We start from the raw sequence: 23903 nt of genomic DNA on the forward strand, positions 1-23903 counted from the left end.
GAACCCGAACACCGGTTCCCGGGGCGACGACGACGGCACCCCACTGCCGCCGTCACTCTGAAGGCGCAGGCGCCACCTGCGGGGGCCATCAACTCCTTCTATGGGGTCATCTCCAACACCGCCTGCACGGTGGATCCATCGGTCTCGGCGAGGTCGATTCCGAGTGTGATCGGTTGCATGCTCTCGACCCGGATGCGGTCGTCGGTGTCGATCACGCGTTGGGCGGCCCTGGGGAGCCTCAACTGGATCGTGCTCTCGCCGGTCCGCACTCGCCGCAAGCGCACGGCGTCTGCGACGACGAAGGTCCGGTCCGCACCGGAGGCCTCGGCGTCGTTGACCACGAGCTCGACGTACTCCGCACCGTCGCCGGTGAACGCCAGTTCGCTGATGCCGGTGACCCAGGCACCACCCGTTGCCTGCTGATCGATCGAGAAGGTGGTGACCTGGCCGCCGTGGTGCACCCGGTAGGACGCGGCGGCTGAGCGCTTGTCGTCCCCTTCGGGTAGCCACACCTCGACGGTGTATGACCCGGGGTCGAGGGAGCCGGGGTTCCAACGGGCCACCGGAGCGTCCTGGCCGGGCTCGGCGAAGGCGTAATCGCGCCCGTGGTAGCCGGACAGGTGCCTTGATGTTCTCCAGGACGCTCGCGGCTCGAGCTCCGCGACGCTGTTGTCGATGGTGATCGCTCCATGGGTCGGATCGGCCACCGCGACGGTGATCTGCGAACCGTCCTGCACGATCAGCACCGAGGCCGATCCGGTGCACGTCACCCCGTTGACGGCGGGCGCACCGGAATGCCAGAAGTTCGCGCCCAAGGTGCCACCTCGCCGGACCGCCTGAATGTCCGCCGTGTTGGCGATCACCTCCAGATCGGGTCTGCGGGCGTACCGGCGCACGGTGTCGGCGTCGGCGCCGGGGAGGAGGGTGTAAGCGTAGGTCGCATCGCTCGGATCGGTGCCGTGATCGAACCATAACGTCAGATACTCGTCAGTGATCGGGGTGTCGTCGACGTAGGACGAGTTCGTGTTGACGGCGGCCCAGGAGTCGATCCGGGACTCCCGTTTGGCGTGCACGGCGCTGGCGTCGGTGAAGACGTATCCGATCCCGGAGGTGGCCGTCGAGCCGGTCAGGTGTGCCCAGCTCGGGTTGTCGACCACTGTCTCCCAGTCGTCAGTGCCCTGGTCGGCGCCGTCGAGCACGAAGCGTTGTCCGGCTTCGACCAGGCGGCGGTTCTCCGCGATCGACTCGACCACTTGTCCCGACGAGGAGGTGATCCCGGCGCCGAGCACCGCGATCTGGTCGTCGAACATGAACCAGGACTTCATCCCGGTGGGTGCGCTCTGCCAGTCCGACTCGGAGAACGTACGGAACTCCATGCCGGACACCCCGAGGGTCCCGATCGACACGCCCCCGACCCGGCTCTTGTCGCTGAGGTGGTTCGATCCGGAGCCCGGCGCAAGTTCCCCGACCGGGACGGTCGTTCCCGGCAGTCGCGTGTGATCGACCGTGGCCCAGAATCCCTCGTCGTAGTGGGCGAGGTCATCGTTGTAGAGGTACTGCATGCCGCTGCCGGTGTGCCACCCGCGGAGGTTCTCGTCATTGATCGACTCGTAGGTGTAGATCCGCGACGACGACATGGCCAAGGCGAAGGTGAAACCGGGCCGGCGGTGCACCACCCGGTCCATGTTGGGGTACTGCTTGTTCCGCATCACCGGAGCTTCGGGCCTGATCGTCGAATCATCGGCGATCCGGACGGCCTCCGTGATCGAGCTCAGCTCCGTAGTGTCGAACAGGTTCCCCACGTGGTCCTCGGCGATGGCGTGTCGCACTACGCCACGCAGGTGCTCTGCCCGCTCCGGGTCGGCGCTGTGGGCCAGCCACATCAGCGACAGCAAGGCGGTCTGCCCCGCGTCGTGGTCGGAGCTGCTCCGCCGGGAGATGGAGCGGCCACGCACTGCGCTCATGAACGCGCCCAGGTGCAACCATGGCTCGAATCCGTCCTCGACCCACCACAGAAGGTTGGCCAGGCCCTCCCCGCGCAACGCCCAGGGTGAGTCGGCCAGCAGGAACAGCAGACGCGACATCGACTTCAGCATGGCCCGGCCGTAGCCGCCCGTGTACGGATGGTGACGATGCTGAATGAAGGAACCGTCGGTGTAGAAGCCGTCACCGGCGGTGACGATCTCCAGCGCGCCCGGGACGGCGTCCCGCGCCATGGTCAGCTTCGTGCTGTCCTCGACGAGCGCGGCCCGGGTGGCGATGATCTGGCACTGCCAGATCAGGTTCGCACCGGTCATCGTGGGTTCGGGGACCATGAAATCCACCACGCCCATGTACTTGCCGAGACGCTCGGCGTCGAGCTGGTCGAGAATCAGCAGCACCGCCGGGGTCAACGCCAGCGGTGCACCGATCTCCCAGTTGTACCAATTGCCGGGCCGGGGCCGTACGAAGGATTCGTTGTACTTGTGCTCGTACATCCAGTCCAGGCCGTCGACGATCGCCTCGAGCAGCTCGGGGTCACCCTGGCGGGCGGCTCCACGGGTCGCGTACGCGAGCGCCAGCTGCCGGAGCCGTTCATAGGTCTGCCGCAAGTGGATGGACTGTCTCCGGGGCGTCCCGGTGAAGTCGCGGTCGGACCACAGGAACGTGCGACCCGCCGACCGGTCCATGCTGGGGAGGTGTCGCTCGACGGCTCGGTCGAGCCGGTCCAGCACCACGCGGACCTCCGGCAGCTCCGGGTCGAGTTCGTCCCCGCCGGTGAGCATGTCCCGCCAGCGCGAACGCACACCCGCGAAATCCTCCGGTGTCTCGGCCGCGGCCGGCACAGTGGTGTTGCCGGCGATCCAGATGCCTGATGCCGCCGCGCCGCTGAGTTGAAGCAGACGTCGCCGCGAGAACGGAACGTCGACGGGGTGACTCGAGTGATCCTGCGTTCGTCGTGGCCGCATTGCCACACCTCCATGGTGGGTAGGTTTCTCTGGAACTTATTGCTTGACGGCCCCAGCGACGGCTTCGACGAAGTGCCGCTGCAGCACGATGAAGACGATCACCAGCGGGGCCAGGGAGATGACCGCGGCGGCCGCCATACCGGTGTGATCGGTGTAGTTCTGGCTCACGAAGCCGACCATCCCGACCGCCAGGGGTCGCAGGTCCGGCTGGCTCAGCGTGAAGACCAGGGGGAGCAGGAACGCATTCCAGGCGGTCAGGAACTGCAGTAGCGCCACGGTGGCGGTGACCGGCCTGCACAGCGGCAGGATGATCTGGAAGAACGTCCGGATCGGTCCGGCTCCGTCGATCGTGGCCGATTCCTCCAGCTCCCTGGGCAGAGACCGGAAGTACGCGGCGTACAGCAGCAGGGCCGGCACGTGCCCGCCCGCGCCGAGCCCGAGGATCATCCCCAGGTGCGTGTTGAGCAGCCCGAGCGAGTCGGTGATCTGGGTGATCGAGATGATCGTGTACCCCTCGGGCAGGAAGAACGTGGCGATCAGGACGCCGATGATCACCTTCCGGCCCATGAAGCTGAACCGACCGAGCACGTAGCCGGCGAGCGCACTGCGGATCACGACCAGCGCCACCGACCCGACGGTCACGATGATCGAGTTGATCATGTAGACGGAGAAACCGCCGTCGGTCCAGGCCCGGACGTAGTTCTCCCATTGGGGTGCATCCGGCATCAGGTTCAGGCCCTTGCCGAACAGCTCGAGCGGGGTCTTCAACGACGCCGAGAGCAGCCAGCCGAACGGGTACACCCAGAAGAAGCACAGCACCGCCAGCCCCGCGGTGATGAGCCACGCGGTGAGGTCTCGGCGGCTGAACCGCCGCCGGGTGCGTCCAGGAGGTCGGGACGCCTTGACGGGCGCCGCTACCGGGCGCGAGACGGAGGGGGCGCTCATCAGCTGGCCAGCTTTCGTCGTGCGGCACGGGCACCCACGGCCTGGAGCACCGCGATGACGGCCGTGGTGAGGCCGAACAGCACTGCGGCTGCGGACGCGTACCCGAGCTGCGGCACAGTCGCCTCGAAGGCCGTCCGATAGATGAAGATCTCGATCACTTCGCTGGAAAAGGTCGGTCCGCCGCCGGTCATGGTGAGCATCAGGTCGAACACGTTGAACGCGGCCACCGCGTCGATCAGGGTGATGATGATGAGGAAGGGCACCAGCATCGGGATGGTGATGTGCCGGAACTCCTGCCACGCGTTCGCGCCGTCGAGGCGTGCTGCCTCGTACAGCTCCTCGGGGATCGTCTGGAGCGCGGCGAGCCAGTAGATCATCGTGATGCCGACCCATTTCCACACCCAGACGCCGATCCCGGCGTACAGGGAGGTGCTGGGGTTCCCGAGGAAGTCGACGGGCCGGTCGAAGATCCCCACACCAGTCAGGAAGAGGTTGACGGGTCCGGTCGCGTCCAGCACCAGGGTGTAGACCATGCCGATGATGGCCCCCGTGGTGACCACGGGCAGGAAGAAGAGGGTACGGAAGCCGGTGCGGAACTTGATGGTCTTCTTGTTCAGCAGGTAGGCGAGCAGCAGGCCGAGGCCGACGCGCAGCGGGACCCCGATCAGCAGGAAGATGAAGCTGTTCACGAAGGCGTTCCAGAACAGGGAGTCGGCGACGAGCCGTTCGTAGTTCGCCAGGCCGATGAACGTCCCGCGCAACGCGAACCCGGGCCAGTCCAGGAACGAATACCACCAGCTCGCGACGAGCGGATATACCGTGTAAAGCCCGTAGCCGACGATGGTGGGCAGCAGGAAGAGGTAGATCCACCAGTCCCGCCGCACCCGGCGCCAGCGGCCGCCGCGTCCCTCGCTGCCCCGGGGTGGGGCAGCGATCGCCGCGGGGCCGGCGTCAGGCGTAGTCATCTGCGGTGAAGTCGTTCGCCGGCGCCCAGTTGGAGAAGACCCAGTCCTCCACGCTGACCTCCTCGCCCGCGGAGGTGGCGGCCTCGATCGCCCGGTCACGCTCGGCGCTGATGGCTGAGGTGTACTCGGTCAACGCACCGCGCCAGTCGTCGATGGTGCCGGTCAGTGCGCCCTGCAGGATCTCACCCGGGTTGGGGTTGATGCCCTGCATCTGGCTGACAACCTGGACCGCAGCGGGATTGCGCGCTTCCGGAGCGGGAGCGTATCGGCCTTCCTCGAGCAGGTTCTGCAGGTTCCTCCGGTACGGCTCCAGGACATCCGCGGCCTCGATGGCTGTCTCGTCGACGGGCGGTGCCGCCATCGCGTTCACCATCGCCACGAAGGTGTCCTCAGACGCGAAGGCGGCGATCGCCGTCGCCGCATCGCCCGGGCGCTGGGACGCGCTGGAGATCCAGAACTCGCCTGCCGGTGGCGGGAAGTGCACCGCCGACGGCGCACCGTCGGGTCCGGGCATCCGCCAGCAGTCGAATCCCTGCTCCAGCAGCTCGGGGTAGTTCTTCGTGACAGTGCCGGGCACCCACGGGCCGTGCCAGTGGATGTGCGCCTCACCGGCTGCCCAGCGCTGAGCGGCGTCCTCGGGACCCATCGAGCCGAGCGAGGGATGGAAGACCCCGTCGCTGTGCAGCGCGAGCAGGAACTCCATCGCATCGATGAACGGTTGCGAGTCGAAGACGTACTCGCCGGTCGAATAGTCGACCCCGCCGACATGGGTCGCGCCGGCGGCCGAGGCGAGCTCATGGAGTTTGAGGTTCAAATAGTTGGGGCCCTGGCCCGCGAAGGCGATCGCGTACATATCGTCCCGGGTGATGTCCCGAGCGATCCTGCGGAAGCCGTCCCAGCTGCGGGCATCGTCCGGATCGACGTCCACCGGCAGCCGGTCGGTGACCACCCACGGTGTCTGTTCGTGCGATCGGCCGTCGTCGAGGGGGAACGAGTACACCTTGCCGTCGAAGACGTGGATCCCCTCGACCAAGCGGTCCGCCACAGCGGTTCCAGCGAGGTCGACGTGGTCGCTGAGCGGCTGGAACCAGCCTTCCTGGACCAGCACGCTCACGGGACCCAGATTGGGGTGCGCGGTGTGCACATCCGGCATCTGATCGCTGCGACGCCCCAGCTGGAGAGCGGTGACGAGCTCGCTCGCCGGGTACTCCTCGCGTTCGACGGCGAGTCCTGGGTTCTCCTCCATCGCGCGCTCGAGCGTCGGCGTGATCCACAGACCACTCTTGTGGTCCCACCAGGTGATGGCGCCGGAATCCCCGTCGGTACCGGATGGCGGCGCGTCCGGGTCGCCGGACCCGGTACAGGAGGAGAGCAGCGGAGCACCGACCGTGGCGCCGCCCAGGGCCAGCAGCTGTCGCCTGCTCAACCCACGTGATCGTGTCTTGCCCATGTCACAAACTCCTCTGTTCGGTGCGGGCTCCTGCGTAGATGGGTGCGCGGGCGGAAGGCAGTCCCACCAGCGAGGTATCGGGTTCGGTGTAGAAGTGCTGGAGCGCCAGGGACGCGGTCCCGACCAGCACGGCATCGGTGCCGAAGGAGGACGGCACGATGCGGCTGCGGCGCTTCTCGTGCGGCAGCGGGCTGCGCTGGTGGCGCTCCTGGGAGACCACCGGCTCGATCAGGTCCCAGCCCGCGATGAGGCTGGGGCCCGAGACGACGATCAGTTCCGGGTCGACGACGGCGGTGACGAGGGCGAGTGCGTACCCGATGTGCCTCGATCTCGCCTCGACGAGTGCGACGGCGTCGGCGTCGCCTTGCCGGGCGGCCTGGTAGAGACGATCGATCGTGGTCAGATCGTCAGGGTGCGCCCCGTCGCCGAGGACCGCGCGTGCATCCACCGCGAACGCCGAGTCCCGGATCTGCGCCTGCAGACATCCTTCTCGCCCGCACAGCCGGCACTCCCTCTCGATACCGGGGACCACGAAGTGACCGAGCTGGCCTTCGCGATGGTCGAAGCCGGTGATGACGCGCCCGTCGATCGAGATGGCAGCGCCGATACCGTCCGAGACGTCGATGGTCGCGACGCTGCGCACACCGACCCCGGCGCCGAGCCACGCTTCCGCAGTCACCAACCCGTGCTGCATGCGATCGATCGCGATCGGAACACCGAGCTCGCGGTGGAGGATGTCGGACGCCGGGACGTCGTGCCAGGTCGGGTGGGCGACGACCACATATCCCGCCTCGTCGACACCGCCGAGCACGCTTGCGCCGACGCGGATCATGCGCTCCGCCACACCCGATCGCTCGGCGAGCTGGCGCAGCTCGGCGGCGAGTGCCACGAGCGTCCGCTCGGCCTGGTCCGGTTCCGACACCGCGACCCGGTGCTGTGCGACGAGGCGGCCCCGGGCATCGTGCACCCCGAGGTGCGCCTTCTCGCCGGCGATGTAGATGCTGCCGACGTACACACGGTCCGGGACGAGGTCGATGAGCGTCGTCGGCCGCCCCATCCGGGGCTCCTGCGATTCCTGTCGGGCCTCGATGACGTCGACCAGTCCGTACCGCATGCTCTCGTCGACGATGCGGCTGATCGTCGCTCCCGTCAGACCCGTGGCAGCGGCCAGGTCCTGACGCGTGCTCGGGCCGTGCACGAGAAGCGACCGGAGAATCAGGCTCCGGTTCCGGACACGCTGCCGTGATGCGTTGACTCCACCGTCTCGGTACATACTTACGTACAGTACGTAAGATAGTCTGAGCTTGTCAACGAACGAGAGGGAGAGATCCGTGGGACGACCGAACGTGGTGCTCATTTGTGTCGACCAGTGGCGCGGGGACTGTTTCTCCGGAACCGGGCACCCCGTGGTGACGACTCCCTACCTGGACGCGTGGATGCAGACCGGCACCCGTTTCGCGCGGGCGTACTCGGCCACACCCACCTGCATCCCCGCGCGCGCGTCGCTGATGACCGGTCTCGGCCAGGAGCGCCACGGCCGGGTCGGGTACGAGGACGGCGTGCCGTGGGACTACCAGGACACCCTGCCGGCCACCTTCGCCGGCGCCGGGTACCAGACCCAGGCCGTCGGCAAGATGCACGTCTTCCCGGAGCGGGAGACGCTCGGGTTCGACGACGTGGATCTGCACGACGGGTATCTGCACTTCGTCCGCCGGCGGTACGGCGACATGGCCGATGCGGACGACTACCTGCCCTGGCTGCAGCAGCGGCTCGGATACCCGGCGGACGACTTCGAGCACGGCCTGCACTGCAACTCCGTCGTGGCCCGCCCGTGGGACAAGCCCGAGTCCACGCACCCGACGAACTGGGTCACGCAGCGTTCCATCGAGTTCCTGCGCGAACGTGATCCCGACCGGCCGTTCTTCCTGCTTGCCTCCTATCATCGGCCGCACCCGCCGTACGACCCGCCGGCATGGGCGTTCGAGCAGTATCTCCATCAGGAGATGCCGGCCCCTCCGGTCGGCGACTGGACCGACCTGTGGGCCGAGCACGCCGATGCGAGGTCGCCGATCTCACCGGTCGCCGAGTACGACCCCCGAACGCTCCAGCGCGCCCGCGCCGGCTACTACGGCCACATGTCCCACATCGATCAGCAGCTCAACCGGCTCTTCCACGAGCTGTCCGCCACCGGCGCCGACAACACCATCGTCTGCTTCGTGTCCGATCACGGTGAGCAGATGGGCGATCATCACCTCTACCAGAAGACCCTTCCTTATGAGGGGTCCGCTCGTGTGCCGTTCATCATCAGCGGCCCCGGCATCCCAGCTGGTGTGGTGGACGACGACGTCGTGGAACTGCGCGACGTCATGCCCACCCTGCTCAGCGCGGCGGGGGTACCCGTCCCCGACGATCTCGACGGCCGCGACGCACTCACCCTGGTCGACGCCGGGAGCCAGGATGACGCGCCGCCGTGGCGCGAGTATCTGCACGGCGAGCACACCAAGTTCGGCCAGGGGATCCACTACCTGACCGACGGCCGGCAGAAGTACATCTGGTGTAGTGGCACCGGCCGTGAGCAACTGTTCGACCTGGTCTCCGATCCCACCGAGCTGCACGACCTCGCCCCCGGCCGGCCCGACCATCCCGACCTCCGACGGTGGCGGGATCGCATGGTGGCCAGCCTTTCGGGGCGCCCCGAGGGCTTCGTCCGCGACGGCAGCCTGATCGCCGGCCGCCCCGTCGTGGACGTCCTGCCGTTCCTGCGAGAGCGGACCAGCGCGACGGTGCATGGCACGATCGTCGGGTGAGCACCGATCCTGCCTTCGAGCAGCGCCTGCGTGACCTGCGCCTGCTGCGCCGCGTGCGGGACCGCATCGATCGTGACTACGCCCAACCGCTGGACGTTCCCGCCCTGGCTGCCGGCGTGCACATGTCGGCGGGGCATCTGAGCCGCGAGTTCAGAAGGACCTTCGGGGAGTCCCCGTACTCCTACCTGATGACCCGGCGGATCGAACGGGCCATGGCGCTGTTGCGGCGCGGGGACCTCTCTGTGACCGAGGTGTGCTTCGCCGTCGGGAGTTCCTCGTTGGGCACGTTCAGCACGAGGTTCACCGAGCTGGTGGGGATGCCGCCGAGCGAGTACCGCCGCCGGGCGTTCGAGCAGGAGGTGAACCTGCCCACGTGCATCGTGAAGCAGGTGGCACGACCGGTCAGGAATCGAGAAGCGTTCCGCTGAACGGGCGCCTAGTGTTCCAGCCATGGACACCATCACCATTCATTACGCCTTCCTCCCGCACACCGACGCCGAGGCAGCCCTCGGCTTCTACCGCGACACGCTCGGCTTCGAGGTCCGCCAGGACGTCGGCTTCGACGGGATGCGGTGGATCACGGTCGGCCCGCCGAACCAGCCGGAGACCTCGATCGTGCTCACCCCGCCGGCGGTGGACCCTGGTATCACCGACGACGAGCGCGCGACCATCCTCGAGCTGATCGCCAAGGGCAGCTTCGCCGCCCTCACGCTCGCCACCGACGACGTGGACGGGTTGTTCCAGAAGCTGCAAGCCAGCGGCGCGGACGTGCTGCAGGAGCCCACCGACCAACCCTACGGGGTGCGCGACTGCGCGTTTCGGGACCCGTCCGGCAACCTGCTGCGCATCAACCAGCGGGTATGAGCCAGCCGACTCGCCCCGAACCCCGCCCGGGGGCCCAGCGCAAGTCGGACACCGTGGCCACGCTGCGCACCCCGGCCCTGGACGGCTGGGTGGCCACGGCCTCGCCTGACGGCGTCCCGTACCTGGTGCCGTTGTCGATCGTCTGGGCGGATGAGCGGGTGATCATCGCCGTCGACGGCGGCTCCCGCACCGCCCGCAATCTGCTCGCCTCGCCGCGAGCCCGGGTGGGGATCGGCCCCACCCGGGACGTGGTGATGATGGAGGTGGTGGTGGACAGAGTCGTCGACGTGGGCACCGACGAGGAGCTGGCCCAGGTCTATGCCGCCCAGGCCGACTGGGATCCGCGTGGGGACGACGGATACGTGTATCTCGTGCTGCGCCCGGAACGCGTGCAGGCGTGGCGGGAGGTCACCGAGGCCGTGGGGCGCACGTTGATGCGGGACGGCGCCTGGCTCGTCTGAGGCCCGAATGTCCCCACCGTCAGGTAGACATGAGTCGGCCGCTCGTCGCGGCCACCCGACCCACTGAGGAGTACCGAGGAACCGATGGCCACCTCCGCTGAGCCGCACCCGGCCGACAGCCATGACCTGATCCGGGTGCAGGGCGCCCGGGTGAACAACCTCAAGGACGTCCACGTCGAGATCCCGAAACGCCGGCTGACCGTGTTCACGGGGGTGTCCGGGTCGGGGAAGAGCTCGCTGGTGTTCGGCACGATCGCCGCCGAGTCGCAGCGGATGATCAACGAGACCTACAGTGCGTTCCTGCAAGGTTTCATGCCCACGCTGAACCGGCCCGAGGTGGACCTGCTGGACGGTCTGACCACGGCGATCATCGTGGACCAGGAACGGATGGGGGCGAACCCGCGCTCCACCGTGGGCACCGCCACCGACGCGAATGCGATGTTGCGGATCCTGTTCTCCCGGTTGGGGGAGCCGCATATCGGGTCCGCGCAGGCGTTCAGCTTCAACGTGGCCTCGATCAGTGGTGCCGGTGCGGTGGAGATCGAGCGCGGGGGAGAGAAGATCCGCGAGCGCCGCGACTTCGCGATCCAGGGCGGGATGTGCGCCCGGTGCGAGGGTCGCGGCTCGGTGAGCGACTTCGACCTCAGCCAGCTCTACGACGAGACCAAGTCGTTGAACGAGGGCGCCCTGACCATCCCTGGGTACTCGATGGACGGCTGGTACGGGCGGATCTTCCGCGGATGCGGCTTCTTCGACCCGGACAAGCCGATCAAGGACTTCACCACGAAGGAGCGGGACGCCCTGCTGCACAAGCCACCGACGAAGATCAAGGTGGATGGGATCAACATCACCTACGAGGGCCTGATCCCGAAGATCCAGAAGTCCATGCTGAGCAAGGACGTGGAGGCGATGCAGCCGCACATCCGGGCATTCGTGGAGCGCACCATCGTGTTCCAGACCTGCCCGGACTGTGACGGCACCCGGCTGAACGAGACCGCGCGCTCGGCCCGGATCGACGGGGTGAACATCGCCGAGGCGTGCGCCATGCAGATCAGCGATCTGGCTGACTGGATCCGCACCCTCGACAAGCCCTCGGCGGCGCCGCTGCTCACGGGCATCGGGGAGACGCTGGACTCGTTCGTGGAGATCGGGCTGGGCTATCTGTCGCTGGACCGCCCGGCCGGCACGCTCTCCGGTGGTGAGGCGCAGCGCACCAAGATGATCCGGCACCTCGGCTCCTCGCTGACTGACGTCACCTACGTCTTCGACGAGCCCACGATCGGGTTGCACCCGCACGACATCGCCCGGATGAACACGTTGCTGCAGCGGTTGCGGGACAAGGGGAACACCGTGCTCGTGGTCGAGCACAAGCCGGAGTCGATCGCGATCGCCGACCACGTGGTCGATATCGGCCCGGGCGCCGGGACCGCCGGTGGCGAGATCGTGTTCGAGGGGTCCGTGGCGGGCCTGCGGGCGAGCAGCACCCTCACCGGGCAGCACCTCGACGATCGGGTGAGCGTGAAAGACGAGGTGAGGTCGCCGTCGGGCGTGATCGAGGTACGCGGGGCGAGGGCGCACAACCTGACCGGCGTAGACGTGGACATCCCCACCGGGGTGCTCACGGTGATCACCGGGGTGGCCGGTTCCGGGAAGAGCTCACTGATCCATGGGTCGGTGGCCGGCCGGGAGGGCGTGGTGGCGATCGACCAGAGCGCCATCAAGGGGTCGCGCCGGTCCAACCCGGCCACCTACACGGGTCTGCTGGATCCGATCCGAAAGGCGTTCGCGAAGGCGAACGGGGTGAAGCCGGCCCTGTTCAGCGCGAACTCCGAGGGAGCGTGCCCGGCGTGCAAGGGTGCCGGGGTCATCTACACCGAGCTCGGCTTCATGGACACGGTGGAGTCCCCGTGCGAGGAGTGCGAGGGCAAGCGGTTCCAGCCGGCGGTGCTGGACTACACCCTCGGGGGTGCGAAGGAGGACGGCGGCAAGGACATCAGCGAGGTGCTCGCGATGTCAGTGGCGCAGGCGGAGGAGTTCTTCGGCGCGGGTGCGGCGAAGGTTCCCGCCGCGCACAAGATCCTGGACCGGATGGCCGATGTGGGGCTGGGCTACCTGACCCTGGGCCAGCCGCTGACCACACTGAGCGGTGGTGAGCGCCAGCGGCTCAAGCTGGCCACGCACATGGGGGCCAAGGGCGGCACGTACATCCTGGACGAGCCGACCACCGGGCTGCACCTGGCGGATGTGGAACAGCTCTTGGGGCTGCTGGACCGCCTGGTGGACTCGGGCACGTCGGTGATCGTGATCGAGCATCACCAGGCCGTGATGGCCCATGCCGACTGGATCATCGACATGGGTCCCGGCGCCGGGCACGACGGCGGTCGCGTCGTCTTCGAGGGCACGCCGGCCGAGCTGGTGGCCGGGAAGGAGACGCTGACGGCGCAGCACCTGGCGGAGTACGTGGGCGCCTGAGTTGTGGTGTGATTCCGGCGCACGACATGCGTCGGAATCACACCACAGTGGCCGATTCGTTCGACTCAGTCGAGGCAGAACTCGTTGCCCTCCGGGTCCGTCATCACGATGAAGCCGCCACTCATCGGCGGGTCCGGCTCGAACCGCTCCACCCGGGTGGCGCCGGCGGCGACCAGCCGCTCGCACTCGGTTTCCAGGGCCGCCATGCGCTCGTCGCCCTCGAGGCCGGGGGCGGCGCGCAGGTCGAGGTGGATCCGGTTCTTCGCAACCTTGTCCTCGGGGACCTGCTGGAAGAAGATGCGTGGTCCGGTGCCCTCGGAGTCCTCGAGCGCGGAGCTGGCGCGGCGCTCGGATTCGGGGACGCCGATCTCTGCGAGGAATTCCTGCCAGACGCTGAACGGGTCGGTGCCTTCGGGGATCTCCCGGCCCGGGGGAGCGGGGTGGACGTAGCCCACCAGCGCCTCACGCCAGAAGTAGGAGAGTGCCACCGGGTCGTGGGCATCGAAGGTGACTTGGAACTCGCGGCTCATCGGGTTGTTCCTTCGGTGTGCAGGTACAGGTCGCGCATCAGGCAGACCTCGGACAGGTGGTGGATGAGTTCTCGGTGGATGTGCAGGATCAGGTCGGCCATGGGGAGTTCAGGGTAGGGCTCCTTCTCTCCCACGGGAACGGTGAGCTCGTCGGCGCTGAGGCTGCGCACGCCGGTGAGCCAGGTGTCCAGCTGGGTCTGCAGCTGGTCGAGCGCCTCGGCGGCGGTCCCGGCGTATTCCCACGTGTCGTAGGACGCCGATGGCGCACCGAAGTGCGCGGCGTTCCTCATCGCGAGGATGCCGACGATCACGTGGCCGAACCGCCAGGCGATCGTGGTGAACGGATCAGGGGAGAGTTGCTCGAACGAGTAGTCGATGGTGAACGTACCCGCGCCTGCCTGGACGGGCGCGGAGGAGGTGCCCCGTTCGCGAACGCTCCAAGCATTCGGGACAGGTGACCAGAGGTACTCGCTGTCGGTGAGGCCCTCGAAGCGGGGGAGGAGGTGGTGCGCCCAGTGCCATTCGATCTGCTCGCGGAGGTGGTGGTTCCAGTCAAGGTCGTTGGTGGTCATGAATGAAGTCTGGCGCTGATAGCGGACAGGTTGGGTCCGCTAGTTCTGGCAGAGTGATTCCCATGGAGGCCGAGGACCGTGGGACCACCGAGCGGGTGCTCAGCCTGCTCGGGCTGCTGCAACGGCGGCAGGTCTGGACCGGCCCGGAGCTGGCCGGGCGACTGGCCGTCACGACGCGCACGGTGCGCCGGGATGTGGAGCGGCTGCGTGAGCTTGGGTACCGGGTGGATGCGGCCCAGGGGATCGGAGGCGGATACCGACTGGTACCGGGGCAGGAACTGCCGCCGCTGATGCTCGATGACGCGGAGGCGATCGCCATCGCGGTCTCTCTTCTCGCGGGGGCGGGTGCGGGGGTGAGCGATTCCGATGATGCCGCACTGGGCGCATTGACGAAGCTGGACCGGGTGCTGCCGGGCCGGCTGCGGCAGGAGGTGCAGGCGCTGAGCCGGTCGGTGGAGTCCTTCACGAGTGGTCGCGACCCAGTCGATGCGGCTGTGCTGATGGTCCTGGCCCGCGCGTGCCGGGATGCGGTGCAGGTGGGCTTCATGTACACGGGGCCGCGTGGGGCGGTGGAGGGCTCAGCGGAGCGCCGGGTGGAGCCGTACCGTCTGGTCACCTCGGACCGGCGCTGGTACCTGTTCGCGTACGACCTCGACCGGGACGACTGGCGCACCTTCCGGGTGGACCGGATGACGGAGGTCGCGGCCCGCACATGGCGGTTCACCCCACGGCCGGCGCCGGACGCAGCGGGCTACGTGCAGGAGGGCGTCACGAACCGGGTGTACCGGCGGCAGGCGCGTTTCCTCGTGGACGCTCCCGCGGCCGTGGTGCGTGGGCAGATCCCGGCGAGTGCCGCCGTCGTGCTCGAACGCGAGCAGCGGTGCGAGGTGCGGGCCGGCTCGGACGACCTGGACTTCGTGCTGCTGCACGTGGCGTTGCTGGGTCATGAGTTCGAGGTGCTGGATCCGCCGGACCTGGCCGACCGGGCGATGGACCTGGCGGCGCGCTTGGGACGTGCGTCGGGTGGCGTCAGGCCTCCCGGGTCGTAGAGGGTCCCTGCCTCGGAACGAGTGCAGAAGTTCCGAAGGGCGTGATCGCACAGCGCTCGATTGCCGACGATCGTCGCTGCAGCGGCCACCTGTAGAGGAAGTGTGGCGCGATGAACCAGCGCTCGTTCGAGGATGGCCGGCTCAAAGGCCGATCGTAGGTCGGCCGCACCGAAGGTGCCGATCAGCGGGGCGATGTCGATCGCGGGATCACCCCAGGCCGCGTGGTCCCAATCGATGACTCCAGTGATCTCTTGGCCATCCCACAGGATGTTGTGCATGCCGAAGTCGCCGTGTACCAGGCGGGCGGGTGCACCGGTCTCGACCGCAAGGACATCCTCGACCACCGCGACCGCCAGGGTTCGTGCTGTGGGCGGCAGGCGGGGAACGAGGCGTTGCTGAACGATCCCGGACCAGTCATGGCCACCGCACCACGCTCGTGGGGACGATAAGGCCTCGACCTGGCGTGGCTGCACCTGATGCAACGCAGTGAGTGCCTGAACGAGTTGGTTGCCGACGTCGGGCCAACCGGCCTGTCCGGTCGCACCAGCCACGAATGTCAGGCGAAGACCGGTCCGCCCGGAAGCGGAATGCTCCTCACCGATCGGCTCGGGCGTCGCCCAAGGGAGACCGAGTGAGGAGATGATCCGGTGTGCCATCACTTCTCGGCGTGTGCGGATCCCGGCCGCGGCTCCGGAGCTGATTCGTGCCACGATGTGACCCTCGAGAATGACGACATCGTGGAACGCTCCGCGGGCCAGCGTGGCCCGATCCCACTCCTGTTCCGGCCAGGCGGTCCGAGCCCACTCCCGGACGGCCGCGTCTGGGTCTGGGTCTGAGGAGGCAGTGCTCACTCCTCGCACACTACGCGTGGGTGGCGGCAGGTCTTGGGGCCGAGTCAGAGAACCAGAGAATCTACGGGACCGTCAAGACGACGCCCGATAGCGTGCTGGCCATGGAAGGTCACGCTCCTGCCCCTACGGCTGAGACCGCGCATATGAACGGTCGGTCCCTGGCGCGGCGTTACTACCAGGAGCTCGTGACACCGCTGCTGCTGCGGCGGTGGCCGGACCTGCCGCACGCGGCAGGGCGGCTGGGGAGCGGGTCCGACGTGCTGGGGTTGGACGACGCGATGTCGCGCGACCACGACTGGGGTCTGCGGCTCACCCTGCTGGTGGACGAGGCGCGAGTGGCTGAGGTGGATGCTCATCTGGCGAAGGAGCTTCCCGAGACATTCCTGGGGCTGCCGACGCGGTTCGCGTTCTCCGGACAAGAGGAGCCGGCCCATCACGTGGAGGTGGCCAGTCCGGCCCGGTTCGTCTCCGGCAGGTTGGGGTTCGACCCCCGGGAAAGCGTGAGCGTTCAGGGCTGGCTGTCCGTGACCGGTCAGGCAGTGCTGGAGGTGGTGGCGGGTCCGGTGTTCCATGACGGGGACGGTGAGATCACCCGGATCCGTCGGGCGCTGGAGTGGTATCCGGACGATGTGTGGCGGTACGTCGTGGCCACCGACTGGATCCGGCTCACCGAGGAGATGCCGCTGATGAGCCGGGCGGGCGACCTGGGCGACGACCTCGGCTCCCGGGTGATCGCCGCCCGGCTGGTGGACGTGGCGATGCACCTCGCCTTCACCCTGTCCCGGCGCTGGATGCCCTATCCGAAGTGGCGCGGGGTGATGCTGGGTCGACTGCCGGGCATGGCCGGTGTGCACGAACACCTGGCGGCCGTGCTGCGGGCGGGGGAGTGGCGTGAGCGGCAGACGTGCCTGGCTCGTGCTCTGGACCTGTTGCTGGCGCGGCAGGCTGCAGCAGGCCTTCCGGCACCGGGACCGGCGACGGAGGGGTTCTGGGATCGGCCGTACCTGGTAGCCCGGGAGCAGATCGGCGCCGAGCTAGTTGCTGGGATCGCCGATCCGGAGGTGCGGGCGCTGCCGCAAGGGCGGGGGAGTGTGGAGCAGATGAGTGAGAACGTCGCGGTACTGACACGTTCGCCTGAGCGGCGTGCCCTCGTCAGCGATCCATCGATCACCGACGAGGGCTGAAGCGGCGGCGCCTGCCGCCTACTCGTCTGTGGAGCCCGACAACCGAGGGTCGTCCGACGTCACGGGTTCGAGCTGCCTGGCGAACGGAATGATCCCCTCGATCGCACCGTCCCACGTCCCCCGCACTTGGGCTTGAATGCCGGGGGCGATCTCCCAGAACACCGAGCCTTCGAGTCCGCGTTCACCGGCCGTCTCGAAATAGGCCGTCTGGCCGTTGACATCGATCACTCGGTAGACCGCCGTCGTGTCCTCATACGGGTTGATGAGCGTACGAGTACTTGCTCGCACATACCACGGGACATCGGAGATCCGGATCGTCAGCGTCAGGTGGTCGGGCATCTCGGTGGCGTCGTGCGGATAGCAGTCCTCAATGCAGGAGGGGTCGACGATGCTTGTGTTTCCGTAGGCGGCGGTCCATTGGGTGCCGTCACTCTCCAGGGGCTGGGACAGAGTCATCTCCTCGAAACCGGCAAGCGCCACGTGGAGGGCCTCTCGACCGCGATCCGCGAGGACTTCTGCGGCGCCAATGACTTCATCGCTGGTCAGGTTGCTAGCGGTCAAGACCCAACTCCGGTCATCATCGGTCCAGCTCAGCACGTTCACCCCGTAAGTGACGATGCCCGACCCTGCTGCTGGGCCAGAGGTGAACATGGTGCCCGTGGCACCGGACACGTCCACGTCGCGGATGTCCGCCGGTCCGCCGATCCAGGGGGTCGGATCGACAGCGTCGGGCCCCCACACGGTGAGGGCTCCGGTGAGATTGCCGTCCGGATCTGTCCGGATGAATGCCGCTTCGATTCTCGCGGTTTCGGCGCAGGTGTCATCTCGGCGAGGAGTCACGAAGCGCGGTTCCATCGGTCCCTCGATCAGGTAACCGACGCCCGCGGCCACCGCATCCTCGGCTGGGATGTCGTTGGAGAACGGACTGCACTCGGAGCCGTCTACCTCCGCGGGCACACGGAATCCCTCCGGCCCCGCAGCGACCACCTCACCGTAGTAGTCGTTCGGTGCAGCAGGGTCGGACGTATCGGTGGGCCAGACACTCGCGATTCCGAATGCCGCGACCAGCGCTGCTACCCCGGCGGCGAGCATCACGGGCAGTCGGCGGGGATGCACGGTGGTCGCGCCCGAGCGCTTTGAGGCCGTAGCGTTCGTGGCGATCCTGCGGTCGAGGTCGGTGCGGGCTCGCTCGATTGCCTCGACATCAGCCGGTCGATCGGCGAGACGGCGCAGCAACTGTTCTGGGTCGTGGTTGCTCATGAGAGCTCCCGTTCCGGGGTTGCGGGGAAGAGGGCAGCGACGGAGGCGTTGGGTGCATCAGGATCGGCGGTGGGATCCAGCGCTCGCGACATGCGCCGCCGCGCACGATGCAGGCGAACCTTGAAGGTGCCCAGCGCACAGCCGGCGACGGCCGCCGCGTCGGTGGTGGTGAGACCGTCCCAGGCGACGAGGAGGATAGCTTCGCGCTGGTTCTTGCTCAGCTGTGCGAGCCCGCGCAGCAGGGCATCACGCTCGGTGACTAGCGTTTCTGCGCTGGCCACGTGGTCGGTGAGTTTGGTCAGGCGCTCCAGCTCCGCCGTCAGAGCGCGTTGCCGATACATCGAACGCCGGTCTGACCGGATCGTGTTGCGAGCCACCACCAGGAGCCACGGGAGACCCGAGCCAGGTACGTCTTCGAGTCTGCGCCACGCAACGAGGAACGTCTCCGCGACGACTTCTTCGGCCCGATCGGGGCCGACATGCCTCATCGCATACGCGTGGATGCGATGGGCGTACTGCTCCCATAGGTCGGTCAGGCGCCGCCGCCCCTCGGCCTGCTCCTCTGGTGCGCTCATACTGGGTAGTGCCCCCTAGGCACCGAAAGTTACATCACGACCGGCGATGGCACGGCGCACGACGGCGGCCGGTCACCAGTTCAGGAGGATCGCTCGGTGAGCGAGTTCGCTACCCACATCGTTCACGCCTCCGACGGCGCGGCACTCCACGTGTCGTCGCTCCGTACCGGCCGGGACGTACTGGTGCTCTCCGGTGGTCCCGGGTGCGTGAACTACTTGGCGGAACCAGCCCTGGTGCCGCAGGGTGTGCGGGCGTGGTGCCCGGACCCACGTGGCGTGGGTGGATCCGAAGGTGGGCCACACGACATGGCCCGTGCGGTCGCCGACCTGGAGGAGATCAGGGTGAGCGTCGGCGTGACGGCGTGGGACGTCGTCGGGCACTCGTGGGGGAGTGACCTGGCCATCCGGTACGCCCTGGACCATCCACGCGCCGTGCGGCGGGTGCTGGGCGTTGCGGGGCACGGGTTCCACAAGGATCGCACCTGGTCCGCGATCTACGAGGCGAGGAAGGACGACCAGCCGGCACCGGCGATCGACTATGACGTCAACGTGTGGCGGTCGCTGAACGCCTCCTTCGCCGAGTGGATCCATGAGCCCGATCTGTGGCGGCGGCTCGCCGACTCGACCGTGCCGATGACCATCGCGGTGGCCGGGGACGACATCCGCCCACCGTGGCCGCTGCACCAGATCGCCGCGCTGGCCCCACGGGCAGAACTGGTGACCGTCCCGGACGTACCGCACGACTTCTGGGACACCCACCCGCACCTGTGGCGGGAGCTGGTGGCTCAGGCGTTACCAGTGCCCGAGGTCTCCGAGACCGCGCGGAAGTAGACCGCCGTGTGGGGATCGCGGGTGAAGTAGCCGAAATCCACCAGGTGGCGTCGGAGCAGGGCGACATCGTCGGCGACCTGTCCGAGCACGGCGTTCAGCTCCGCTTCGTCGTAGCTGGTGGAGCGTAGGTAGTCGCCCGCGAGCCAGTCCAGCAGCAGGCGGAGGTGGTCCCTGTTGCTCGGCACCTCCACGAGGCGGCCGTGCCGGAATGGGAGCTGTTGGGGCGCCCGCGCCTGGCCGACCAGATGATGCCTGCCCGCCATCTCGGTGCGAACCTCCTCAAGCGCCGCGGCGAACGTGGCCGCGATTGTGTCGTGGGTTCCGGTGGGGTCGATCCCGGCGGCGCGGAGCCGCTCGTGCGCCTTGCGCAGCGTGGGATCGGAAGCGTCCGCGGCACCGCTGAGGATGCGGGCGAAGGCCTCCACGCGGTCGGGGGCACTGAGAGCAGAGAGCAACTTCGGCGCCACGCGCGGTTCAGTCATGGGCTCACTGTCGCACTTGCGGGAAACGCGGCACACCCGTATTTGGGGGGAGTGGCTAAGGCCATTGACATGCAAGTAGCCACTTGCCTATCGTGTGGGCATGGCCGATGTGTACAAGGCACTCGCCGACGACACCCGGCGGATCCTGCTCGACGAGCTCGCAGCAGGGGACGGCAAGACGCTGTTCGAGCTCTGCGCCACATTGACGATGCGGCACGACCTGACGTTGACGCGGCAGGCGGTGTCCCAGCATCTGGCCGTGCTGGAAGACGCGGGCCTCGTGGCCACGGAACGCCGCGGCCGGTCCAAGTTCCACTACTTCACTCCCGAGCCCCTCGCGGAGATCGCGCGACGGTGGCCGATCGAAAGGAATGACACATGAGGCTCACCCTCACCTCCATCTTCGTCGATGACCAGCGGGCGGCCCTGGACTTCTACACGAACGTCCTCGGCTTCACCAAGCGCCACCAGGTGCCCGTGGGCGACGACTTCTGGCTCACCGTGACCTCACCCGACCAGCCCGACGGCCCGGAGCTGCTCCTGGAGCCGGCGGGGCACCCGGCCGTGAAGCCGTACCGGGACGCGATGATCACCGACGGGATCCCGCTGCTCCAACTCACCGTTGATGACGTGGAGGCCGAGCACGCGCGGCTCACCGAGAAGGGTGTGATCTTCACGCAGCCGCCGACGGACATTGGCACGGGCAGGATCGCGGTCTTCGACGACACCTGCGGGAACCTCATCCAGCTCATCGCGATGAATCCGGAGTAGGGCGCGTGACACCCGATGCCACGGCGCGGCTGCGCTTCCGGGAGATGACCGATGGTGACCTGGATGCGATGGCGGAACTCCTCGGCGACCCCCAGGTGATGGCCTACTACCCGGCGCCGATGCCCCGTGGGCAGGCCGCCGCGTGGATCTCCTGGAACCAGCGCAACTATGCCGAGCACGGGTACGGTCTCTGGATCGTGGAAACCCTCGAGGGTGACTTCGTCGGAGACTGCGGACTGACCTGGCAACAGGTCAACGGTGCCTCCGCGCTCGAGGTCGGCTATCACATACGCACGGTGCACCAGGGCCTGGGCTATGCGAGCGAGGCTGCGGCTGCGTGTCGCGACTTTGCGCGTGATGTTCTTGGGGAAGGGCGACTCGTCGCGATCATCCACCCGGAGAACCTCCCGTCGCGCCGGGTGGCGGAGAAGATCGGGATGGTGTACGTCGACGACATCGAATCGGGGCGTGATGGTGCCCGGACCGTGTTGGGCATGGAACTCTCGGGCACCAGCTGACGGGGAGCTTGCCGACCCTGTAACGCTGCACCTCCCTCGAGCCAAGTGTGGGTATGGACGACATCCGCAGCATCGGGACAGATCCCGACGCCTTCGAGCGCTTCTACCGGACCCACGTCCGAGCGATCGAGGGGTTCGTCGCCCGTCGGGTCCGGGACCCACACAAAGCCGCAGACTTGACGGCCGACATCTTTCTCGCAGCAATCGAATCAGCGTCGAGCTATCGCGATAACCGGGGGAGCCCGATCGGCTGGCTCTATGGCATTGCTCGCAACGTCATTGCTCGGGATGCTCGGAACACCGCTCGCGAGCTCAAGGCAGTCTCGCGGGTCAGTGGCCGAGCCCTTCTGGATGCTGATTCCATGGCACGCGTCGAGGAACGCCTCGACGCTGAGCTGGGAGCAAGGCAGATCTACATCGGGCTGGCGCGAGTGTCCGAAGCAGAGCGGGCCGTGCTCGAACTGGTTGCCCTGGACGGACTCACAGTCTCGGATGCGGCACACGTCCTAGGGATCCAGCCGGTGACGGCACGCGTTCGGCTTCACCGAGCGCGACGCGCCCTGAAGGTAAATCTGGCTCGTGCAGTCGATATCGGGCACTCACAGGTGGAGGTCACACAGTGAACACGCGAACCGAAGCACCGTTGGACACGTTCGAGACGGAGCTCCTCACCGAGTTGCGGAACGTCGTCTCGGAACGTGCGTCTACCGATTGCTCTCCCGAACATCTGGCTACTCGACGAAAGCCGGTCCGCCGCACCGTGTCCCTTGCGGGGGTCGCAGCAGCCGCCGTGATCGGTCTCGCCGTCTGGCAGTGGACTGCGCCCAGCGATCCGGCGTACGCCGTCGAGCAAACACCCGACGGCACGATCTCGTTCAGCCTGTTCACACCCACCGCAGCCGACGACCTGGAGGCGGCTTTGTCCGAGCACGGGCTCGCTGCGGACATCACGGTCCTACCCATGGGCCAGGTGTGCGCAGAGGGGCGTTACTCGGCTGCTGGCGTCGACCCGAACCAGTACGTCGAGCACACCGACAATGGCGTCGTCGCCACAATCCCCCCTGACCTGCTCGACGACGGCGAGACGTTGGTCGCGGAGTTCTCAGGCCTGCTCGCCGACCTGCAACCAGGCGGCGACCCAATCTCTGTCGACCTGGCTGTCGCCGTCGGCGATGTCGCAGCGTGCATACCGGTAGACATGGAGCAAGGCTGAGCCGCTGAATGCCCTCGTCCTGGCGTCACGTCGCTACGGTCTTCTCGTGGCACAGATCCAAGGGGGACAGTCCGGTGGGTAGTAGTTGCGGGCTCGCACAGCGTTACCGGCGCTTCGCTGAGACCGCCGCGGGGGAGTCTCCGATGTCCGCCCGCGTCGCAACCGCACTGAGCGAGTCCGACGACGCCCTTGATGCCCTGGCCGGCATGCCGGCTCGCAAGCGGAACCCAGCCATGATCCTTGCCGCGCTGCACGATCTCGCGCTTGCCGGACGTGCTCCCCGGCTCGCCGCCGCGCATGCCTCACTGGACGGACCTGCGGCGGCTCGCGTGGCTGTCGAGGTACTGGTGCGGATGAGCGACGAGATCGTGGCAGGCACGGTGCACAGACGGGTGCACGCGAACGAGACGGGTCGATGCGCCGTCCTGTATCCGGCGATCGCCGAAGCGGCGCGACGGGCCGGTGCCGAGGCGGTCGGCCTGATCGATGTCGGCTGCGGTGCTGCACTCAACCTCACTGTCGATCGAGTCGGCCTGACGTACAGCAATGGACAGCGGCTCGGGGACGACGCGTCCATCGTGCAGATGGAGGCGTCGATCGTGGGGGAGAGGAGGTTGCCCGCCCGGGCCCTTCCCCACGTCACCACGCGTATCGGGATCGACACTGACCCGATCTACGTGACCGACCCCGTGGACGCCCGGTGGCTCAGGGCCTGCATCTCGCCAGAACACCCCGACCGGATCGCTCAGCTCGAGACCGAGATGACACTCCTCGCAACGGAACCGCCTGATCTGTTGCACGGCGACACCTTGGACGTCCTGCCCGACGCCCTGGCACGAGTGCCAGCCTCGGCACTTCCGGTCATCACCACGACGTGGAGTCTGGCGAAACTTCTGCTGGAGTCCAGGTGGAGATTCCTGCGAGGGCTGGACGAGATCGCGGCGCACCGACCCATGGTATGGGTCTCCGTGGAGGGCGTCGGGGTCGCTCCGACGGTGCCGACGTTCGGGGACAGGCACGCCTCCGGTCACAGCATCATCGGGGTCTCGATCCTCGACGGCGCTAGCCGGCAGACCGAGGCGGTCGGTCGTTGCTGGTCGCGCGGTCGACTGCTCAGCTGGCTGGCGGAGGCTTAGCTCCGAGATGAGGCGGCCC

25 protein-coding genes are annotated in these 23903 nt (G+C 67.7%); 14 read left to right on the forward strand and 11 right to left on the reverse strand.

What is annotated here, in order from left to right; translation table 11 throughout:
* Positions 1-98 precede the first annotated feature (98 nt).
* From BLU77_RS07340 to BLU77_RS07360, 5 genes are read right to left on the reverse strand one after another with little or no spacing between them, the layout of a single operon-like run.
* Positions 99-2948, reverse strand: coding sequence for a polysaccharide lyase family 8 super-sandwich domain-containing protein (locus BLU77_RS07340; RefSeq protein WP_089772332.1), 2850 nt, complete (start codon positions 2946-2948; stop codon positions 99-101).
* Between the two features lie 36 nt (positions 2949-2984).
* Positions 2985-3893, reverse strand: coding sequence for a carbohydrate ABC transporter permease (locus BLU77_RS07345; protein ID WP_089772333.1), 909 nt, complete (start codon positions 3891-3893; stop codon positions 2985-2987).
* Positions 3893-4858, reverse strand: a complete 966-nt coding sequence (locus tag BLU77_RS07350; RefSeq protein WP_089772334.1) for a carbohydrate ABC transporter permease — start codon at positions 4856-4858, stop codon at positions 3893-3895. Before BLU77_RS07350 ends, BLU77_RS07345 begins: the two co-directional genes overlap by 1 nt.
* On the reverse strand, positions 4845-6308 hold the full coding sequence (locus tag BLU77_RS07355) for an ABC transporter substrate-binding protein (protein ID WP_175476969.1): 1464 nt from the start codon (positions 6306-6308) through the stop codon (positions 4845-4847). Before BLU77_RS07355 ends, BLU77_RS07350 begins: the two co-directional genes overlap by 14 nt.
* A 1-nt stretch (position 6309) precedes the next feature.
* Positions 6310-7506: an ROK family protein gene (locus BLU77_RS07360; protein ID WP_175476970.1), complete on the reverse strand. Its 1197-nt coding sequence runs from the start codon at positions 7504-7506 to the stop codon at positions 6310-6312.
* Between the two features lie 133 nt (positions 7507-7639).
* On the opposite strand from BLU77_RS07360, the gene BLU77_RS07365 reads away from it, so the two are divergent.
* The 5 genes from BLU77_RS07365 to BLU77_RS07385 all read left to right on the forward strand — a co-directional run bounded on the left by BLU77_RS07365 (position 7640) and on the right by BLU77_RS07385 (position 12912).
* Positions 7640-9115: an arylsulfatase gene (locus BLU77_RS07365; RefSeq protein ID WP_089772337.1), complete on the forward strand. Its 1476-nt coding sequence runs from the start codon at positions 7640-7642 to the stop codon at positions 9113-9115.
* On the forward strand, positions 9112-9543 hold the full coding sequence (locus BLU77_RS07370) for a helix-turn-helix transcriptional regulator (protein WP_089772338.1): 432 nt from the start codon (positions 9112-9114) through the stop codon (positions 9541-9543). The genes BLU77_RS07365 and BLU77_RS07370 overlap by 4 nt, the downstream gene beginning before the upstream one ends.
* 22 nt (positions 9544-9565) lie before the next feature.
* Complete coding sequence (locus BLU77_RS07375) at positions 9566-9979, forward strand: VOC family protein (protein WP_089772339.1); 414 nt, start codon at positions 9566-9568, stop codon at positions 9977-9979.
* The gene (locus BLU77_RS07380) at positions 9976-10440 is read left to right on the forward strand and encodes a pyridoxamine 5'-phosphate oxidase family protein (RefSeq protein ID WP_089772340.1); all 465 of its coding nucleotides are present in this window, start codon (positions 9976-9978) and stop codon (positions 10438-10440) included. The genes BLU77_RS07375 and BLU77_RS07380 overlap by 4 nt, the downstream gene beginning before the upstream one ends.
* 84 nt (positions 10441-10524) lie before the next feature.
* Positions 10525-12912 (forward strand): ATP-binding cassette domain-containing protein, encoded by a 2388-nt coding sequence (locus tag BLU77_RS07385; protein ID WP_089772341.1) that lies wholly within the window; start codon positions 10525-10527, stop codon positions 12910-12912.
* Between the two features lie 65 nt (positions 12913-12977).
* Here the strand turns inward: BLU77_RS07385 and BLU77_RS07390 are convergent, their stop codons facing one another.
* Together BLU77_RS07390 and BLU77_RS07395 are read right to left on the reverse strand one after the other, a co-directional pair.
* A complete protein-coding gene (locus BLU77_RS07390; protein ID WP_089772342.1) occupies positions 12978-13442 on the reverse strand; it encodes a VOC family protein in 465 nt (154 codons plus the stop codon).
* Positions 13439-14014 (reverse strand): DinB family protein, encoded by a 576-nt coding sequence (locus BLU77_RS07395; RefSeq protein WP_089772343.1) that lies wholly within the window; start codon positions 14012-14014, stop codon positions 13439-13441. Before BLU77_RS07395 ends, BLU77_RS07390 begins: the two co-directional genes overlap by 4 nt.
* A gap of 62 nt (positions 14015-14076) precedes the next feature.
* Here BLU77_RS07395 and BLU77_RS07400 point away from each other — a divergent pair, with 62 nt between their 5' ends.
* A complete protein-coding gene (locus BLU77_RS07400) occupies positions 14077-15063 on the forward strand; it encodes a helix-turn-helix transcriptional regulator (RefSeq protein WP_089772344.1) in 987 nt (328 codons plus the stop codon).
* On the opposite strand, the gene BLU77_RS07405 is transcribed toward BLU77_RS07400, so the two are convergent.
* Positions 14958-15914, reverse strand: a complete 957-nt coding sequence (locus BLU77_RS07405) for a phosphotransferase family protein (protein WP_175476971.1) — start codon at positions 15912-15914, stop codon at positions 14958-14960. The genes BLU77_RS07400 and BLU77_RS07405 overlap by 106 nt on opposite strands.
* Before the next feature lie 143 nt (positions 15915-16057).
* Here BLU77_RS07405 and BLU77_RS07410 point away from each other — a divergent pair, with 143 nt between their 5' ends.
* Positions 16058-17098, forward strand: a complete 1041-nt coding sequence (locus tag BLU77_RS07410) for a DUF4037 domain-containing protein (RefSeq protein ID WP_089772346.1) — start codon at positions 16058-16060, stop codon at positions 17096-17098.
* An 18-nt stretch (positions 17099-17116) separates the two neighbouring features.
* On the opposite strand, the gene BLU77_RS07415 is transcribed toward BLU77_RS07410, so the two are convergent.
* Together BLU77_RS07415 and BLU77_RS07420 are read right to left on the reverse strand one after the other, a co-directional pair.
* Positions 17117-18358: a hypothetical protein gene (locus tag BLU77_RS07415; RefSeq protein WP_089772347.1), complete on the reverse strand. Its 1242-nt coding sequence runs from the start codon at positions 18356-18358 to the stop codon at positions 17117-17119.
* Positions 18355-18933 (reverse strand): RNA polymerase sigma factor, encoded by a 579-nt coding sequence (locus BLU77_RS07420; RefSeq protein WP_089772348.1) that lies wholly within the window; start codon positions 18931-18933, stop codon positions 18355-18357. Before BLU77_RS07420 ends, BLU77_RS07415 begins: the two co-directional genes overlap by 4 nt.
* Before the next feature lie 96 nt (positions 18934-19029).
* Here BLU77_RS07420 and BLU77_RS07425 point away from each other — a divergent pair, with 96 nt between their 5' ends.
* Positions 19030-19764, forward strand: coding sequence for an alpha/beta fold hydrolase (locus tag BLU77_RS07425; protein WP_217632372.1), 735 nt, complete (start codon positions 19030-19032; stop codon positions 19762-19764).
* On the opposite strand, the gene BLU77_RS07430 is transcribed toward BLU77_RS07425, so the two are convergent.
* The gene (locus BLU77_RS07430) at positions 19719-20246 is read right to left on the reverse strand and encodes a DUF2087 domain-containing protein (RefSeq protein ID WP_089772349.1); all 528 of its coding nucleotides are present in this window, start codon (positions 20244-20246) and stop codon (positions 19719-19721) included. The two genes, BLU77_RS07425 and BLU77_RS07430, sit on opposite strands and share 46 nt — an antisense overlap.
* Positions 20247-20346: 100 nt before the next feature.
* Here BLU77_RS07430 and BLU77_RS07435 point away from each other — a divergent pair, with 100 nt between their 5' ends.
* Genes BLU77_RS07435 through BLU77_RS07460 form a run of 6 tightly spaced genes read left to right on the forward strand, consistent with a single transcriptional unit; the run spans position 20347 to position 23884 of the window.
* A complete protein-coding gene (locus tag BLU77_RS07435; RefSeq protein WP_175476972.1) occupies positions 20347-20628 on the forward strand; it encodes an ArsR/SmtB family transcription factor in 282 nt (93 codons plus the stop codon).
* On the forward strand, positions 20625-21017 hold the full coding sequence (locus tag BLU77_RS07440; RefSeq protein WP_089772350.1) for a VOC family protein: 393 nt from the start codon (positions 20625-20627) through the stop codon (positions 21015-21017). The genes BLU77_RS07435 and BLU77_RS07440 overlap by 4 nt, the downstream gene beginning before the upstream one ends.
* 5 nt (positions 21018-21022) lie before the next feature.
* The gene (locus BLU77_RS07445) at positions 21023-21535 is read left to right on the forward strand and encodes a GNAT family N-acetyltransferase (protein WP_089772351.1); all 513 of its coding nucleotides are present in this window, start codon (positions 21023-21025) and stop codon (positions 21533-21535) included.
* A 53-nt stretch (positions 21536-21588) separates the two neighbouring features.
* The gene (locus tag BLU77_RS07450) at positions 21589-22158 is read left to right on the forward strand and encodes an RNA polymerase sigma factor (protein WP_089772352.1); all 570 of its coding nucleotides are present in this window, start codon (positions 21589-21591) and stop codon (positions 22156-22158) included.
* Complete coding sequence (locus BLU77_RS07455; RefSeq protein ID WP_089772353.1) at positions 22155-22748, forward strand: lipase chaperone; 594 nt, start codon at positions 22155-22157, stop codon at positions 22746-22748. Before BLU77_RS07450 ends, BLU77_RS07455 begins: the two co-directional genes overlap by 4 nt.
* An 8-nt stretch (positions 22749-22756) precedes the next feature.
* Positions 22757-23884, forward strand: a complete 1128-nt coding sequence (locus BLU77_RS07460; protein WP_089772354.1) for a DUF2332 domain-containing protein — start codon at positions 22757-22759, stop codon at positions 23882-23884.
* Positions 23885-23903 lie beyond the last annotated feature (19 nt).

Source organism: Ruania alba, assembly GCF_900105765.1.
Lineage (GTDB): Bacteria > Actinomycetota > Actinomycetes > Actinomycetales > Beutenbergiaceae > Ruania > Ruania alba.

Coding starts and splice junctions, on each gene's coding strand:
- BLU77_RS07380 (WP_089772340.1), top strand. CDS start 9,976: ATGAGCCAGCCGACTCGCCCCGAACCCCGCCCGGGGGCCCAGCGCAAG.
- BLU77_RS07460 (WP_089772354.1), top strand. CDS start 22,757: ATGCCCTCGTCCTGGCGTCACGTCGCTACGGTCTTCTCGTGGCACAGA.
- BLU77_RS07400 (WP_089772344.1), top strand. CDS start 14,077: ATGGAGGCCGAGGACCGTGGGACCACCGAGCGGGTGCTCAGCCTGCTC.
- BLU77_RS07430 (WP_089772349.1), bottom strand. CDS start 20,246: ATGACTGAACCGCGCGTGGCGCCGAAGTTGCTCTCTGCTCTCAGTGCC.
- BLU77_RS07435 (WP_175476972.1), top strand. CDS start 20,347: ATGGCCGATGTGTACAAGGCACTCGCCGACGACACCCGGCGGATCCTG.
- BLU77_RS07385 (WP_089772341.1), top strand. CDS start 10,525: ATGGCCACCTCCGCTGAGCCGCACCCGGCCGACAGCCATGACCTGATC.
- BLU77_RS07450 (WP_089772352.1), top strand. CDS start 21,589: ATGGACGACATCCGCAGCATCGGGACAGATCCCGACGCCTTCGAGCGC.
- BLU77_RS07340 (WP_089772332.1), bottom strand. CDS start 2,948: ATGCGGCCACGACGAACGCAGGATCACTCGAGTCACCCCGTCGACGTT.
- BLU77_RS07410 (WP_089772346.1), top strand. CDS start 16,058: ATGAACGGTCGGTCCCTGGCGCGGCGTTACTACCAGGAGCTCGTGACA.
- BLU77_RS07350 (WP_089772334.1), bottom strand. CDS start 4,858: ATGACTACGCCTGACGCCGGCCCCGCGGCGATCGCTGCCCCACCCCGG.
- BLU77_RS07390 (WP_089772342.1), bottom strand. CDS start 13,442: ATGAGCCGCGAGTTCCAAGTCACCTTCGATGCCCACGACCCGGTGGCA.
- BLU77_RS07420 (WP_089772348.1), bottom strand. CDS start 18,933: ATGAGCGCACCAGAGGAGCAGGCCGAGGGGCGGCGGCGCCTGACCGAC.
- BLU77_RS07355 (WP_175476969.1), bottom strand. CDS start 6,308: ATGGGCAAGACACGATCACGTGGGTTGAGCAGGCGACAGCTGCTGGCC.
- BLU77_RS07345 (WP_089772333.1), bottom strand. CDS start 3,893: ATGAGCGCCCCCTCCGTCTCGCGCCCGGTAGCGGCGCCCGTCAAGGCG.
- BLU77_RS07395 (WP_089772343.1), bottom strand. CDS start 14,014: ATGACCACCAACGACCTTGACTGGAACCACCACCTCCGCGAGCAGATC.
- BLU77_RS07375 (WP_089772339.1), top strand. CDS start 9,566: ATGGACACCATCACCATTCATTACGCCTTCCTCCCGCACACCGACGCC.
- BLU77_RS07415 (WP_089772347.1), bottom strand. CDS start 18,358: ATGAGCAACCACGACCCAGAACAGTTGCTGCGCCGTCTCGCCGATCGA.
- BLU77_RS07440 (WP_089772350.1), top strand. CDS start 20,625: ATGAGGCTCACCCTCACCTCCATCTTCGTCGATGACCAGCGGGCGGCC.